This window comes from Sinorhizobium sp. KGO-5, assembly GCF_036245905.1.
Taxonomy (GTDB): domain Bacteria; phylum Pseudomonadota; class Alphaproteobacteria; order Rhizobiales; family Rhizobiaceae; genus Sinorhizobium; species Sinorhizobium meliloti_A.
In genome coordinates this window covers 990,238-1,005,321 of sequence record NZ_BDIZ01000002.1, presented here as the reverse complement: position 1 = coordinate 1,005,321, position 15,084 = coordinate 990,238, and the positions used below count along the sequence as shown (strand labels likewise).

Annotated in this window: 16 protein-coding genes and 3 pseudogenes; 9 read left to right on the top strand and 10 right to left on the bottom strand. The window is 60.9% G+C overall.

The genetic code is table 11. From position 1 onward, the window contains the following. From BHD07_RS14095 to BHD07_RS31945, 4 genes and pseudogenes are all read left to right on the top strand, one after another. Nucleotides 1–631 (top strand): multicopper oxidase domain-containing protein (locus BHD07_RS14095; RefSeq protein ID WP_338280894.1); only part of this gene is annotated, 631 nt, incomplete at its 5' end. Between the two features lie 39 nt (nt 632–670). After that, nucleotides 671–1,150, top strand: coding sequence for a cupredoxin domain-containing protein (locus tag BHD07_RS14090; protein ID WP_338280892.1), 480 nt, complete (start codon nt 671–673; stop codon nt 1,148–1,150). Between the two features lie 19 nt (nt 1,151–1,169). Continuing rightward, nucleotides 1,170–1,454: a copper-binding protein gene (locus tag BHD07_RS14085; protein ID WP_324765321.1), complete on the top strand. Its 285-nt coding sequence runs from the start codon at nt 1,170–1,172 to the stop codon at nt 1,452–1,454. 96 nt (nt 1,455–1,550) lie between these two features. Beyond that, nucleotides 1,551–2,893, top strand: a pseudogene (locus BHD07_RS31945) (adenylate/guanylate cyclase domain-containing protein). On the opposite strand, the gene BHD07_RS14070 reads toward BHD07_RS31945, so the two are convergent. From BHD07_RS14070 to blh, 6 genes are all read right to left on the bottom strand, one after another. Beyond that, a complete protein-coding gene (locus tag BHD07_RS14070; protein WP_338280887.1) occupies nt 2,812–3,174 on the bottom strand; it encodes a hypothetical protein in 363 nt (120 codons plus the stop codon). The pseudogene BHD07_RS31945 and the gene BHD07_RS14070 overlap by 82 nt on opposite strands. Nucleotides 3,175–3,378: 204 nt before the next feature. Next, nucleotides 3,379–4,227 (bottom strand): sulfite exporter TauE/SafE family protein, encoded by an 849-nt coding sequence (locus BHD07_RS14065; protein ID WP_338280885.1) that lies wholly within the window; start codon nt 4,225–4,227, stop codon nt 3,379–3,381. After that, nucleotides 4,209–4,640: a YeeE/YedE family protein gene (locus BHD07_RS14060; protein WP_324765317.1), complete on the bottom strand. Its 432-nt coding sequence runs from the start codon at nt 4,638–4,640 to the stop codon at nt 4,209–4,211. Before BHD07_RS14060 ends, BHD07_RS14065 begins: the two co-directional genes overlap by 19 nt. Further along, entirely contained in the window at nt 4,637–5,047 is a 411-nt protein-coding gene (locus BHD07_RS14055) for a YeeE/YedE family protein (RefSeq protein WP_338280883.1), read from the bottom strand. The genes BHD07_RS14060 and BHD07_RS14055 overlap by 4 nt, the downstream gene beginning before the upstream one ends. Next, the gene (bigR, locus tag BHD07_RS14050; RefSeq protein WP_416385307.1) at nt 5,044–5,385 is read right to left on the bottom strand and encodes a sulfite-sensing transcriptional repressor BigR; all 342 of its coding nucleotides are present in this window, start codon (nt 5,383–5,385) and stop codon (nt 5,044–5,046) included. The genes BHD07_RS14055 and bigR overlap by 4 nt, the downstream gene beginning before the upstream one ends. Continuing rightward, nucleotides 5,382–6,680 carry a bifunctional sulfur transferase/dioxygenase Blh gene (blh, locus tag BHD07_RS14045; protein ID WP_338280881.1) on the bottom strand — a complete coding sequence of 433 codons (1,299 nt, stop codon included), beginning with the start codon at nt 6,678–6,680 and terminating at the stop codon, nt 5,382–5,384. Before blh ends, bigR begins: the two co-directional genes overlap by 4 nt. A 190-nt stretch (nt 6,681–6,870) precedes the next feature. Here blh and BHD07_RS14040 point away from each other — a divergent pair. Beyond that, nucleotides 6,871–7,177: pseudogene (locus BHD07_RS14040) on the top strand (hypothetical protein); the annotation flags it as partial. 443 nt (nt 7,178–7,620) lie between these two features. Here the strand turns inward: BHD07_RS14040 and BHD07_RS14035 are convergent. The 4 genes and pseudogenes from BHD07_RS14035 to BHD07_RS31940 form a co-directional block, all read right to left on the bottom strand. Further along, nucleotides 7,621–8,253: a Spy/CpxP family protein refolding chaperone gene (locus BHD07_RS14035; RefSeq protein WP_338280879.1), complete on the bottom strand. Its 633-nt coding sequence runs from the start codon at nt 8,251–8,253 to the stop codon at nt 7,621–7,623. A gap of 100 nt (nt 8,254–8,353) precedes the next feature. Beyond that, a complete protein-coding gene (locus BHD07_RS14030; RefSeq protein ID WP_338280877.1) occupies nt 8,354–10,723 on the bottom strand; it encodes a phosphoketolase family protein in 2,370 nt (789 codons plus the stop codon). A 214-nt stretch (nt 10,724–10,937) separates the two neighbouring features. After that, entirely contained in the window at nt 10,938–11,435 is a 498-nt protein-coding gene (locus BHD07_RS14025; RefSeq protein ID WP_338280963.1) for a BON domain-containing protein, read from the bottom strand. A gap of 3 nt (nt 11,436–11,438) precedes the next feature. Beyond that, a pseudogene (locus BHD07_RS31940) lies at nt 11,439–11,564 on the bottom strand (CBS domain-containing protein); the annotation flags it as partial. A gap of 123 nt (nt 11,565–11,687) precedes the next feature. Here BHD07_RS31940 and BHD07_RS14020 point away from each other — a divergent pair. The 4 genes from BHD07_RS14020 (at nt 11,688) to BHD07_RS14005 (ending at nt 14,963) form a co-directional block, all read left to right on the top strand. Next, nucleotides 11,688–13,889, top strand: coding sequence for a copper-transporting P-type ATPase (locus tag BHD07_RS14020; protein ID WP_338280875.1), 2,202 nt, complete (start codon nt 11,688–11,690; stop codon nt 13,887–13,889). After that, nucleotides 13,886–14,089, top strand: coding sequence for a DUF2933 domain-containing protein (locus BHD07_RS14015; protein ID WP_324765310.1), 204 nt, complete (start codon nt 13,886–13,888; stop codon nt 14,087–14,089). Before BHD07_RS14020 ends, BHD07_RS14015 begins: the two co-directional genes overlap by 4 nt. Beyond that, complete coding sequence (locus BHD07_RS14010) at nt 14,086–14,616, top strand: SRPBCC family protein (protein ID WP_338280873.1); 531 nt, start codon at nt 14,086–14,088, stop codon at nt 14,614–14,616. Before BHD07_RS14015 ends, BHD07_RS14010 begins: the two co-directional genes overlap by 4 nt. A gap of 143 nt (nt 14,617–14,759) precedes the next feature. Then, a complete protein-coding gene (locus BHD07_RS14005; RefSeq protein ID WP_338280871.1) occupies nt 14,760–14,963 on the top strand; it encodes an Hsp20/alpha crystallin family protein in 204 nt (67 codons plus the stop codon). The last annotated feature ends 121 nt before the right edge of the window (nt 14,964–15,084 follow it).

The window sequence follows — 15,084 nt, the reverse complement described above, 5'->3', positions numbered from 1 at the left end:
CCCGCTGGTCGTTTCCAGGAACGACCGCGTGCGCGTGCGGGTCGGCAATCTCACCATGACCAACCACCCGATCCACATGCACGGCTACGACTTCGAGGTCACATGTACCGACGGCGGCTGGGTCCGAGCGGAGGCACGCTGGCCGGAGGTCAGCATCGACATTCCGGTCGGCGCCATGCGCGCCTACGAATTCGACGCCAAATACGCGGGCGACTGGGCGATCCACTGCCATAAGTCGCACCACACGATGAACGCCATGGGACACGACATCCCGACCTTCATCGGCGTCGACAAATCGAAGGTCGCCGAGAAGATCAAGAAAATTCGCCCGGAGTACATGCCGATGGGCACGAAAGGCATGGCCGACATGGGCGAGATGGAAATGGAAATCCCCGAGAACACCATCCCGATGATGACCGGCTGGGGTCCGCATGGCCCTATCGAGATGGGCGGCATGTTCTCGGTCGTCAAGGTGCGCGAGGGCATCTCGGCGGGCGATTACGCCGATCCCGGCTGGTACGAAAACCCGCCCGGAACCCAGGCCTGGGAGTGGACGGGCGAAGTTCCTGACGCGACCAAAGCCAAGGACTCCAAGACCCAGATCACGCCGAAACATGAGAACCACGGCTGATCCAGCATGCCGATGTTCAACCAACCTAAGGACCACACAATGAAAGCTCAAATCTTCGGACTTCTCGTCGCCGCGCTCGCCACGCCGGCGTTCGCCGGCGGCAATCACGCAGGCGGGCACGAAGAGGCCTTGGCTGTAGGCGAGCCCGGCAGGAAAGCAAACGCCACCCGGACGATTGAGGTCACGATGAAGGAGACGGACGACGGCAAGATGATCTTCACGCCATCGACCTTCAATGTCCGCAAGGGCCAAACCGTCCGCTTTGCGATCAAGAACGCAGGCGAACTCGACCACGAGTTCGTGCTCGATCAGGAAGACAACATCATGGAGCACAAGGCGGTGATGGAGAAGTTCCCGGAGATGGAGCACGACGATCCGAACGCCATCCGCCTCGCCGCCAGAGAAACCGGCGAGATCATCTGGAAGTTCACGAACGACGGCACGTTCAAGATCGCCTGCCTCGTACCCGGCCACTACGACGCCGGCATGCACGGCGACGTCACCGTTGCCAAGAAGTGATCATTGAAAGGAGTCCAACATGAAAAGCCTCATCCAACTCACGCTCGCCTCTGCGCTCGCGCTCGGAACAGCCTACGGCGCGCTGGCGCAGGAGTTCACAAAGGCAACCGTCAAGAAAGTCGACGCGAAGGCCAAGAAGGTCACGCTCATCCACGAGGAGCTGAAGAGCCTCGAAATGCCGGCGATGACGATGGTGTTCCGCGTCCAGGACGACGCGATGCTGGATAAGCTGAAGGAAGGCGCGAACGTCGAGTTCGTCGCCGAGCGCGTAAACGGCAAGCTGACCGTGACGCAGGTCAAGTAAGCAAACGTCGGGACGCGGCCCAGCATTCGGCCGCGTCCCTTCCCCTCGCTTCGTCCGAAGACCGGGGAAGCATCTCCCTCCTCCCTGCGGTAGGACATGACGTTTTCGCTTCACCCACAATGGGACTTCGCAAGGGAATTCCGCTCGATCATCTTGCGGTTCGTCGCATTCGCGATCCTGGTCGCGAATTTCCTGCTGGGCGGCAATGCAGGGGCGGAAGGCACCCACTCGGTCGTCATCGTTGGCTATCTGGCCATCAGCATCGCTGCAGTGGCGACCGCCCGATATGTTCCTGGGCGCTCCTGGCTCAAGACGCTCTTCGTCGTACTCGACGCGCTTCTCGTCGCCTTGATCCTGTACGCGCACATTCTTGCCGGCCCGGTCACCGAGAACCACAACCTCGCCACCCACCAGCCTGGTCGTCGCCTTCATCCTGCTCAATCACGCCGGCCTCCAGCTCGAGCGCCGTCTCGTGCTGGTGTTTTCCGGCATCGTCCTCATCGCCTGCGTGGCCATGCTGGCGATCACGGCAGCCAGGCACCACACCGCCGACGCCATTTCACTATTCGCTTCCTTGTTCAACCATGACCTCGGCCTGACGGTCAGCTTCGGCTTTCCCGCCTTTGCGATCTACCTGCTTGCGAGGGATCACGACCGGACGCGCAATGAAGCCCTCGAGGCGGATCGACGGCGGCAAAATCTCTCCGGGTTCTTCTCCCCGCTGATCGTCTCGGAACTGCAGGAACGGGGTCAGGCGCTCGGCTCCAGCGCCGCAATGCAGCGATAATGTTCGTAGATCTTCGCGATTTTACAAGCTTTACGGAAACCGCCACTGCCCGCGAGTTGGCCTTCGTGCTTGCTGTACCGTCAGTTCGTCGCGCAGCATCTTTGACCATGGCGGGACGGTACACAAGTTCATCGGCGACGGGGTAATGGCAGTGTTCGGACCCGGCCGCGGCCGACAGAGGACGATGCGGACCGGGCACTTGCATGCGCTCTCGATCTGGTCGACACGCTTAGCGACTGGAGAAGTCACGGCTTTTGGAACGGCTATCCCGCCCTCGTTGCTGCAATCGGACTGCATTACGGCACGGTCGGCGGCGTGCAGGACAGCGGCTGCCACAGCGAGTCCACGGTCATTGGCGATGTGGTAAACGTGGCGCAGCGCCTTGAAACACTTGCGAAGTCGCTCGACGCCTACCTCGTGATCTCATCCACTTGTAGGGCGGCTGCAGAGTCCGCTTCCGCCCGCCCCGTGGATGTCTTTGACCTCAGCCGCTCTGCCGGGCGACGCTGCCATTAGATGTCTAGCATCTGCTGCGAGCGAACCGATTTCGCAGGGGGACATGCGATCGGGTTACGACACAGGAGTCTCGCAGACAGCCCTCCACAGGTCCGCCTTCCAATCTCCTCCGGCACCGGATATGGGTACCATGTAATCGACACCTCTGACCGACACTTTGGCCGGATTGCCGCACTTAACCAATGCCCGATGCTTTCCCGGATCTTTGTAAACCCTGCCGCTAACTGCATTGGTCTGTGAAAGCGAGATGATGACGTCGTAGTCGAATCCGGGCCGTTCAGCCATCCTGTTGCTGACGAGTCCTAGGCTGACGCTGGCGTCTTGGAATTGTGCCGTATGGAAGACAAGAGCTTCCTCGGCAGCGGTGCCCGATATATCGAACGTCAAAGCGACAAGTGCGAACACAAGTTCACGCATCCCACCTCCCATGGTTTCATGCGCTGACTATAGTGTATCACGTCAAGACCTCGGCGGCCATCATCGATTCCACCGTTTGAACTGGCGCTCACCGTTCAATTTCGCATGATCTATGCCAACGCATCGGCGCTGCGCGACTGTGCCGTTATCCTGGTGCCGGCTACAGAGCCTGCGAGAACGCGTCACGGCGGAACGGCTGCCTGGTCAGCTCCGGGCGTGAGCACCGCCGAAGACCACTTGAGGATCGAGGATGCTTTGGTGCGCCCCGGCCTGCCGTGCGCTCTGGTACAGGATGTAGGCAGCGACTACGAAGATGACCGCGGCGAACAAGCGGTCCAAGATGTTCTTGTGGGCGCTGAGCCGTGTGGCGAGTAGCATCCCGAGCAAGCCGCCTACGAGGCCACCCCCGATGAACTCGACGGCAATCCACCAGTCCACCAGGGCTGAACTCGCATAGTTCAGGGCGGTCGCCAATCCGAACGCACCGACGGAGAGGAGCGAGGTGCCTATCGCGTTGATCATCGGCATGCCCGTCGCCAGCATCAGGCCGGGAACGATCAGGAAGCCCCCGCCAATACCGAAGAAGCCGGATGCAGCGCCGGCGGCGAGTGCCATGGCAGCGGTGGCGAGGCACATTCTGAGGTCGACAGGACGACATTCGACCGCCGCCGGCTTCCGGGGCTTCAGCATCAAGACGCCAACGACGAGCATCAGGATGCCGAACAGGAAGATCAGGCGGTCGCCGTCAATCGCCTTGCCGAGGCTGGAGCCGGCAAGCGCGCCGACGACGCCGAGCGTGGAGAAGACGGCGGCACACCGCCACCAGACGTGCCCCTTGATCGCGTGGCTGGCAAAGTTCGCGAAGGCGTTCACCGAGACCGCAAGCGCACCCGTTCCGATAGCAATGTGCGGCTGCGTCACTCCGACGACGTACAGAAGCAGCGGCGTGGCGAGGATTGAGCCGCCACCGCCGAGCAGACCGAGCATGAAGCCGACGATCCCGCCGGAGCCAACTGCCGCGAGGATCGAGGTGCTCACGTCCCTTTGCTCCATACTTTGTCGTACAAGGTCATGCCGACCAGCATGGCAATTACAAACAATGCTGTCTGGGGAATGCCTGTCGACAGGGACGCGAGAGCCGGACCGGGGCAGAAGCCGCCGATGCCCCAGCCCAGGCCGAACAGGGCCGAGCCGATGATCAGCGGCGCGTCGATCCTCTGATTCGTCGGCACATGGAAATGGTCGTCGAAGGCCGGATGGCGCATCCGCTTCATCACCTGCACGCCGATAAAGGCAACGACGACAGCGCCGCCGAGAACGAAGGCAAGGCTTGGATCCCATGTGCCGAAGACATCGAGGAAGCCCTGGACGCGGACCGGGTTCAGCATGCCCGATAGAGACAGGCCAAAGCCGAAGACGATACCGGAGGCGAGAGCCGCTCCGAGCTGATAGATGTTCCTGTTCATAGTCCGACACCTCGAAAAACTGCGACGGCGACCGCGCCGGCCGTCAGGAAGGTGGCAACCGCCACCATGGAGCGCGGAGAGAGGCGAGCAAGCCCGAGCACGCCGTGCCCGCTGGTGCAGCCCGAGCCCATGCGCGAGCCGAAGCCCACGAGAAGTCCGGCGAGGATGATCAGCGGCCAGCCTGCCGTGATCTCCACCGTCGGCCAGCCGCCGAACACCAGTAGGTAGGCGAGCGGCCCGAGCACCAGGCCAAGCACAAAGGCAAGATTGGTCGTCAGGCAAACGCGCTGAGCGAGACGCCCGACGATACCGCTGATCCCGGCGATCCGCCCGTTAAGGAGCAAGAGCATGACGGCAGATGCGCCTATCAGTATGCCGCCAGCCAATGAGGCGAAATAGGTGCTCATTTCTCCTCCTTCACGCAGAAGATGTCATAGAGGGCAGCAACCAGTTGGGCGGCCTTCTCCTCCGTCAGGGAATAGAAGATCTGCTTCCCGTCCCGCCGCGTCTCGACGATTCCCGAGCCGCGCAGCACCGTCAGGTGCTGCGACAGATGCGGCTGGTGGACATCAAGCTTCTCTTCAAGCTCGCCCACCGAATACTGGCCTTCCGCAAGCGTGCAGACGATCATCAGGCGTGCGGGATGCGACAGCGTCTTCAGGAGGCTTGCCACCTCTCCGGCACGGCTGGCCATCTCCGCCGAAGACAATCCTGCCTTCAACATTGCTTTCAGATCAGTTGTCATTCCCAGGCAGCTCCCTGCAATGCATCGAGCGGAAGCTTGAGGTAGCGCTTGCCATTGGCTTCCGGCTCCGGCAGCCGCCCGCCGCGGATGTTCACCTGCAGGGCATGCAGGATGAGCTTCGGCATTGGCAGCGTCTTGTCGCGCTTCGTCCTGAGAGCCACGAATTCTTCTTCCGTCACGCCGGCCAGATGCGGGTTGAACTTCTTCTGATCAGCCACCGTGCTTTCCCAGCGCGGCGCCCGACCGTCCGGCTGGTAGTCGTGGCCGGTGAAGATCCGCGTCTCGTCCGGGAGCGCGAGAATGTCCTGGATCGACGTCCACAGAATGCGGGCATCACCACCGGGGAAATCGGCTCGCGCAGTCCCGCTGTCGGGCAAAAAGAGCGTGTCGTGCACGAAGGCCGCGTCGCCGATGACGTACGTGATCGAGGCAAGCGTATGTCCCGGTGAAAACAGCACTTTCGCTTCGATTGAACCGACCTTAAAGTCCTCACCATCGGCAAACAGTCGGTCCCATTGGGAGCCGTCGGTAGCAAGCCCCGGCCAGTTATAGATTTTCTGCCACAATTTCTGAACATCGACGACGCGCTCGCCGATAGCTGTTTGCGCGCCGGTTTTCTCCTTCAGATACTGGGCCGCCGAAAAGTGGTCGGCATGCGGATGGGTGTCGAGGATCCATTCGACGGTCAGATCATTGTCCCGGACGTAGTCGAGGATCGCATCGGCGTTGATGGTTGCCGTTGCACCGGCCCTTTCGTCGAAGTCGAGTACGGGATCGACGATGGCGCATTTGCGGGTCGCGGGATCGGACACCACGTACTGGACGCTCCACGTGCGCTTGTCGAAGAAACCCTTCACCTGCGGCCGGCGCGCGGCATGTCTCTCCAGCCAAACTGCAGCGGAAGAAGTGTCGAAGCCGCGGCTGCGTCCGAACACGACGGCCTCATCGGCAGACATCCGGCCGTCAAGAACCTCACCAATGAGGTAGAGGTCTAAGGAACGCCTGCCGGTCTGGCAATACGCCAGAACAGGCCCATTCGACTCATCGACCGCGCGCTGGAAAGCACGCACGTCCGCCTCGGTGATCGTGTCGGCCGTGACCGGGATGAACGCGTAAGCCAAGCTGCAGTGTTTCGCTTCCTGCCTTCCCGCCTGCGTGTTCGGCTGAAAGGTGTCTTCGTTGTCCGGCCGGTTGCTGATCAGTGTTTTGAATCCCTTGTCGCGCAGCGATGGGATGTCCTCGACACTTAGCTGCGGCGATACCGAAAGTTTGTCGGATATTGCAGTGATAGGCATGGCTCACTCCGAGTTCCACATTAATATTTAATATAATATAATGTATTTTAATAAGCACTCAAGATCAGGTCGGGAATTTTGTGCTTTCCCTGGGGTTCCTGGCGGGAGAGGAGAAACAACGATGGCCACGACAGCGAACCGGGTAAGCGTCCAGACATCCGACGAAATCAACCGACGTCTGCGCCTACAAATGGAGGAGAGGCTCGCCCGCTACGAAACTCGTCCCGACCAGATCGACACTAGGCTAGCGGAGCTCTTGACCGGGAGTGGGACATCGAGCGAGCCCTCGAGGCGAACGCTTCCACATTGGCATTCGCGGGACAATGCTGGCGGCCACGGAGGATCGACGGTGGCTGGCATTGCCGGCGATCGTGACGGGTTTCCTCTTCCAGCACGCTTTTCAGGGGTGGTGTCCGCCTCTGCCGATCCTGCGCAGGCTGGGCTTCCGAACAGCGGACGAAATCAATCAGGAACGCTACGCGTTGAAGGCGCTCAGATTTCGAAGCCCATAGCGGCAACAAGCTCGGTGCAGTACGCATCACACGAGGGGCGCATGACGATGGTGTTCACCGGTCCAGATGAAATGGTTATCACGGCTTTACCGCGACACTGATCTAGGCAGGTATGCGTGGGCTTTGGACTAGAGTGTGAACCGGCATCCAATTTGTACACGCCGTGGGCATAATGGTCTTCGTCAATCACAAGGCGCGACACGAACCGGTTCCGGTATCACGTTAATAGTCACCGGGGATGCCGGCGCCTCAGAAATAAAGGGTCGCCGCGACAGCACTTGCCGATTTCCTCGATGTACTTACGTCTTGATTCAGCGCGATTGCGGTTTTCGAGCGCCAGAAACCTGCTGGCCCTCCGGTACTGGCGTTGTGATGTAAACTTGGTTGCGTTTCGCTGCTCACTGGAATTACCTCCCTGCCCGCTTGGGTTACATGATCCCCATCATTGGGGGCACAAGCAGCCTGTCAGCTATCTGTTTCTGCGCGCCCTCGAGTGACTGATAGAGAGGAACGAGGGCGCCTTTCAGCTTGCGTATTCCCTCGAGCCGTCCGGCCAGGGCGCTTTCTCTCAGGTCCAGACGCTGCAGCGGGGTCGCGGCTGCCTCACCCGCCCCGGCCATCCCACCAGACATCTGCATCATCCCATCCCGTGGACCGCGGGCGTTGGCCCGCAGAGTTTCGGCGAAGGCGTTCCACAACGGCTCCTGCTCGGGGGTTATCTTGAGCTCCGTCTTCAGGAACGCGATGCGCCCCTCGATGTGTTCGGGGGCCATCATCTGGGCGATCGCACCCATGGCGGCCTGCCCCATCGGTGCCTGACCGGCCATCATCCCCATGGGATCTTGTGCGCCCATCATCATCCGCATCATACCGCCCATCATGTCGCCGGACATCATGCCGCTCTGCATGGTGGCGCTCGGGCTCGCTGCGGGAGCCTGCTGGACGGCTCCTTCACTCGCCTGCCCGGCTGTGGGATCGGGATGATGCGCTTCTTCGGCAAAGCCCGGCGTGCTGAGCATAAGCACTGTGCCTGCCAGCAGGAACGTCCGCAGTGTCGCCATTTCGCCTCTCCTCACGTTCGCTAAACCATGACCTTAAATGTACGACTGCCGGGAAAATCCAACTTGACGCAGATCAAACTCGGCCGCTTGATTGCCGTCGTCACGACGCGTCGGATGTCCGCCATCGCCAGTTCCTGATCTCCGGCAAATCTTCACCATTCTTGCGGATGTGGACGTGGTGCTCCGAGAGCTTGCCCTCGATGGCACAGGCGAATTCTTCCCGCGCCGCGGCGCGCGAAGGGACACGCTCGACCACCGCCTTGGCAAGATGGAACCGATCGAGTCCATTGAGCACGGTCATATCGAACGGCGTCGTGGTCGTCCCTTCCTCCTGATAGCCATGGACATGAAAGTTGGCGTGGTTGGTGCGGCGGTAGGTCAGCCGGTGAATGAGCGCAGGATAGCCGTGATAGGCGAAGATGACAGGCTTGTCGGTTGTGAACATCCGGTCGAAGAAGTCATCCGCCACGCCATGGGGATGCTGGCTGGGGGCCTGCAGCGCCATGAGATCGACGACGTTGACGACGCGCAGCCTGAGCGTTGGAAATGCCTCGCGCAGGATCATGACGGCGGCCAGTGCTTCCATGGTCGGCACATCGCCGGCGCAGGCGACGACCGCATCGGGAGCGCCTTCATCATTGGATGCCCACTCCCAGACACCGAGCCCGACGCGGCAGTGCGCAACCGCCGCGTCCATGTCCAACCACTGCAACTGCGGCTGTTTGCCTGCGACGATCACGTTAATGCAGTCACGGCTCCGCACGCAATGATCGACGACCGAGAGAAGCGTATTTGCATCCGGTGGAAGGTAAACGCGGATGATGTCGGCCTTCTTGTTGGCCACGTGGTCGATGAAGCCTGGATCCTGATGCGAGAAGCCGTTGTGGTCCTGACGCCATACATGAGAGGTCAGTAGGTAGGTGAGAGACGCGATGGATTTGCGCCAAGGAATCTCCCGGCAGACTTTCAACCATTTTGCATGCTGGTTGAACATTGAATCGACGATATGGATGAAGGCCTCATAGCAAGAGAAGAAGCCATGTCGCCCTGTCAGCAGGTAACCCTCGAGCCAGCCCTGGCAGAGTTGCTCACTGAGCACTTCCATGACCCGGCCGTCGGGAGATAGCTGCGTGTCGCTAGCGAGAATCTCGCCGGTGAAGACGCGTTCTGTTTCTTCGAAGACGGGTGACAGCCGGTTTGATTCGGTCTCATCCGGTCCGAAGATCCGGAAGTTGCGCTCTTCCGCATTGAATTTCATGACATCGCGGAGAAACAGACCCGCGACGCGGGTCGATTCTACCGTCACGGTTCCCGGAGTGCCGATCTTCACCGCGTATTGACGGAAGTCCGGCAGGTTGAGGTCTTTCAGGAGAAGTCCGCCGTTAGCATACGGGTTTGCTCCCATGCGGCGTTCGCCCTTCGGCGCAAGCTCCCTAAGCTCAGGTCGAAGGCTGCCACTCTCATCGAACAGCTCCGCAGGGCGATAACTCTTGAGCCACTCTTCGAGAATTCCGAGGTGCTCCGGCACTTCCGCAAGCTTCGCAAGCGGCACTTGGTGCGAGCGCCAGGTGCCCTCCGTTTTCTTGCCGTCGACCTCGCGCGGCCCCGTCCAACCTTTCGGTGAGCGGAAGATGATCATCGGCCAGGCAGGGCGGCCGGAAAATCCTTTACTGCGCGCTTGCCGCTGGATTTCGGCAATCTTCCCGTGGGCCTTGTCGAGCGCTGACGCCATAAGCTGGTGCATTTGTCGCGGATCCACGCCCTCGACGAAAAGCGGCTCGTAGCCGTAACCCCTGAACAGCGCCTCCAGCTCGTCGTGGCTGATGCGAGCAAGCACGGTCGGATTTGCGATCTTGTAGCCGTTGAGATGCAGGATTGGCAGGACCGCTCCGTCTCGTGCCGGATTGAGAAACTTGTTGGAGTGCCAACTCGTCGCGAGCGCGCCCGTCTCGGCCTCCCCGTCTCCCACGACGCAGGCCGCGATGAGTCCGGGGTTGTCAAAGACTGCGCCATAGGCATGCATCAGGCAATAGCCAAGCTCGCCGCCTTCGTTTATCGAACCCGGCACCTCTGCCGCGACGTGGCTCGGTATCCCGCCTGGATAGGAGAATTGCTTGAAAAGCCTCTTGATCCCGGCCTTGTCCTGGCTGACTTCGGGGTAGAGTTCTGAATAAGTACCTTCCAAATACGTATTCGCGACAAGACCGGGGCCGCCGTGACCCGGACCGGTGACATAGATCATGTTCAGGTCATGTGCCCGGATCAGCCGATTGAGGTGGACATAGAGAAAGTTCAGCCCCGGAGTCGTGCCCCAGTGACCAAGCAGGCGCGGCTTTACATGTGCGAGAGTAAGCTTTTCCTTCACAAGTGGATTGTCGCGAAGATAGATTTGCCCCACGGATAGGTAGTTGGCGGCTCGCCAATAGGCGTCCATCCGCTCCAAAAGTTCGGGCGACAGCGTACCGGTCATCGGGAGGACCCTTCCAATTGAGAGATCGTTGACTATTCTGCGACGATGGCTTGTCCGTCGGCGCGATGACGCGAACCTCTGCGCCGACTTCGGCGGCTGAATTATGGAGTCGGCCAACGCAGTGCGCACGGGCCCTTGCGATCGCAGAATTGCTGATCACCGGGGAAACGCCGAAGATGAAACGAGAACATTTATTCCCCCCATCAGCAGGGGCTCAGGTGGCAACAACACGCAGTCTGTTTCTGACGCCTCCGGCGCCGCTGATCGTCTCGGCGGCGACGCGAGCCGCCTCCCGCAGTGCCTCGCTTTCAACCTGGCCTGACAAGCTGACGGTTCCATTCTCAATAGTCACTTCGATGGCCCCATTCTCAACCCCGAGATCGGAACAAAGCCGCGCCAAGACGGCCCGCCGCACTGCGTCATCACCGTTCGCAACCATATCAGGCACAGAGGCAGCAATCGCGCAAAGGATGTCGCTGCGACTGATGATGCCCACCATCTCTTCCGCTCGCATGACCGGAATGCGCTTGATACCTTTGGCAGCCATGAGTTCGGCGACGCCGCCAACGGGCATGTCTTCATCAACCGTGACAGCAGGCTGCGTCATCACGTCGCCCACGCGCCAGCTATGCCCCTTGATGAACGACTCCGGTTTCGTTCGGACGCCTGCGATGTCGCGCCAAGAAACCGATCCCAGCTCCGCACGCCGCATCAAGTCGCCCTCCGATAATATGCCGACGAGCCTGCCGCGGTCGTCGCATACAGGCAGGCCGCTTATATGGTTCTCAAGCATCGTGCGCGCGGCATGACTCACGCTGTGATCGGGACTTATCGACAGCACCTCTTTACGTCTCTGGCAAGCATCCTACAGCCCTCCGATTGAGCGCGCAGCATACCCCGCACCGTTAAGCAGGACATTGATGTTGGTCAAAGAATTGACTGCTGAGATGCATAAGATGCCGCGATGGGAATCGATCCGAGCCATCACCATAGTCGAACAAATGTGGGCGCCCCGCCCGCAAAAGCGGAGAGTTCGCGAGTCACGCTGGTGGAAGGCGCGATCTACACATGCCCGATGCATCCACAGGTGCGGCAGATCGGCCCGGGCAACTGCCCGATCTGCGGTATGTCGCTCGAGCCGGAAGTAGTGACCGCCGGAACCGGGCCAAGCCCCGAACTCGTTGAGATGCGGCGGAGGTTCTGGATCGGACTCGCTCTGACGGTACCGGTCTTGTTATTGGAGATGGGCGGCCACCTGGTCGACCTGCATATGCTCCTCGACCCCCAGACATCAAACTGGCTGCAGCTCGTCTTCGCGACCCCCGTTGTTCTGTGGGCCGGCGCCCCGTTCTTCAAACGGGCTTGGCGGTCGATCATCACCAGGCATCTCAACATGTTCACGCTGATCGCAATGGGCACGGGCGTGGCCTGGGTTTACAGCGTGATCGCGACGCTAGCGCCCGGACTGTTCCCGACGACGTTCCGATCGGTCGACGGAGCGGTCCCAATCTATTTCGAGGCCGCAGCGGTCATCACCGTACTCGTCCTGGTCGGGCAGGTTCTGGAACTGCGTGCTCGCGAGCAGACGGGCGGAGCGATCCGCGCGCTTTTGGATCTCGCCCCGAAGACGGCCCGCCGTATCCGGAACGACGGGACCGACGAAGACGTGCCGCTCGAAGCCGTTGCCGTCGGCGATCGGCTGCGCGTGCGGCCGGGCGAAAAGGTCCCGGTCGACGGGACGCTCGTCGAAGGCCGCAGCTCGGTCGACGAATCGATGATCACCGGAGAATCCATGCCCGTCACCAAGGCGCTCGGTGAGAACCTTATCGGCGGGACGATGAACAAGACGGGCGGTTTCGTCATGGAAGCCGGCAAGGTGGGACGCGACACCATGCTGTCGCGGATAGTGCAGATGGTGGCGGAAGCCCAGCGCTCGCGCGCTCCGATCCAGCGGCTGGCCGATGAGGTCTCCGGTTGGTTCGTGCCCGCTGTTATTCTGATCGCTATCGTCGCGTTCGCCACGTGGATGGCTGTTGGGCCGGAACCTCGCTTCACCCATGGACTTGTCGCCGCAGTGGCGGTGCTGATCATCGCCTGCCCCTGTGCGCTCGGCCTCGCCACTCCGATGTCGATCATGGTCGGCGTCGGCAAGGGTGCAAGCGTCGGTGTGCTGATCAAGAACGCCGAGGCGCTCGAACGCTTCGAAAAGGTCAACACGCTTGTGGTCGACAAGACCGGGACTCTGACCGAGGGCAAACCGAAAGTCACATCGGTCGTCGCTGTGAACGGGATAGCCGAGGACGAACTCCTGCAGGTCGCTGCCACGCTGGAGCGGGCGAGCGAGCATCCGCTCGCGGCGGCAATCGTCGAGGCCGCCAATGAGCGCGGGCTGGGTCTCGGAACGGCAGAGAACTTCGACAGCCCGGTGGGCAAAGGCGTCACGGGTACGGTCAAGGGACACAGGCTTGTTATCGGAAGCCACCAAATCATGTCCGAGGAGAAGGTGGACATAGCCCCGCTCACCGAAAAGGCGGAAGCACTGCGGGAAGAAGGAGCGACCGTCATCTTCGTCGCCATAGACGGCAGAGTCGGTGGCTTGTTCGCGATCTCCGATCCGATAAAGCCAACGACACCCGCCGCCGTCGCGGCACTGATGAAGGACGGCATTCGCGTGGTGATGCTTACGGGTGACAACAGGACCACGGCCACTGCCGTCGCTCGCAAGCTCAGCATCACGGAGGTTGAGGCGGAAATCCTGCCGGAGCACAAGAGCGAAATCGTCAGACGTCTGAGAAACGAGGGTCGCATCGTCGCCATGGCGGGAGACGGCGTGAACGATGCCCCGGCCCTCGCCGCCGCCGACGTCGGCATCGCCATGGGAACAGGGACGGATGTGGCAATCGAGAGCGCCGGCGTCACCCTTCTCAAGGGCGACCTTCAGGGCATCGTGCGGGCACGGCAGCTCAGTCACGCCACGATGAGAAACATTCGGCAAAACCTTTTCTTCGCCTTCATCTACAACGCCGCTGGCGTCCCGGTTGCGGCTGGCGTGCTCTACCCCGCATTCGGACTCTTGCTGTCGCCGATCATCGCAGCGGCAGCCATGGCGCTCTCGTCGGTCAGCGTGATCGGCAATTCGCTCAGGTTGAGGAGTACACGGATATGATTTGGGACCGCAAGTGGACGCTCTTCGCCGCCTCGCTCACGGTGATCGTCGCGTTCTTCATTCTCCGTGAGCACTGGCGGCATGCACTTGGGCTCGCTCCGTACCTGCTGCTGCTCGCGTGCCCGATGATGCACCTCTTCCATGGGCATGGCGGTCATCGGCACGGGGACCACCGCGCAAAAACCGACGATATCACATGACCTACGCTCACGCGGCACAAGCCATTGCCGATGTCGCGACCTCCGCAGACGTGCTCTTTGACTATCTGGATGACCAGGCGAGCCTTGGCTCGCACATGCAGAAGCCTTCGGTGATGATGTTCGGCGGGCGGATGTCGTACGAGTTCGACGAAGCCAAAGGCCGCACTGTCGGTTCAGTTATCAAGATGCGTGGCAACCTACTTGGTCTGGTGCTTTCCGTCGAAGAAGTGATCACCGAGCGGCAGCCACCTCGACGCAAGGTTTGGCAGACCCGAGGCCGCCCGAACCTCCTCGTCATCGCTGCTTACCGCATGGGATTCGAGATCAACCCCTCGGGACAAGCCTCGCGTCTGCGTGTGTTCATCGACTATGACTATCCGCCGACGATCGCGGCAAAGTTTCTCGGCCCGATGTTTGGTCCGATCTACGCACGCTGGTGCGTGAATCGGATGCCAATGATGCCAAGAACGCGTTTGAAGGCAGCGAGCGGTCATAGATCGACGACGCATGAGCCAGAACATGCCTGATACGATCGCGGCTCCAGTCTGGTTGAGCGGCCGGCAGTCAGCAGACCGCCGATAAAGATTTGGCGGCACCCTGCGATCACGTTTTAGGAATTAGGCAGGCAAATCACCGGTCCATATAGGGCGCCAGGCCGCATTCGAGTGCTGTGCTGATTGGGAAAGAGCCAGGCGGGCCGATTGTCCTCTCTGAGCGCCGCTACGGCTCGTTCCAGCGCACGTTCCGGATGCCAGATGGAGGCGATGCAGAAAAGATTGCTGCAAATTTCTCGAAGGGCGTTCTGTCGGTAACCCTGCCGAAGACCCAGGAAGCGCAGCAGAACGAGCGCAAGATCCAGATCAAGTCCGCTTGACCACCCCCGGCCTCCCGTCCGCAATTGTTCAACACCTTTGCGGACGGGAGGCCTGTAACGGCTATTCGATGCTCCTGAGGTGCACGCCGAACTGATGCTGCAGCCCTACGTTCTCGGCCGC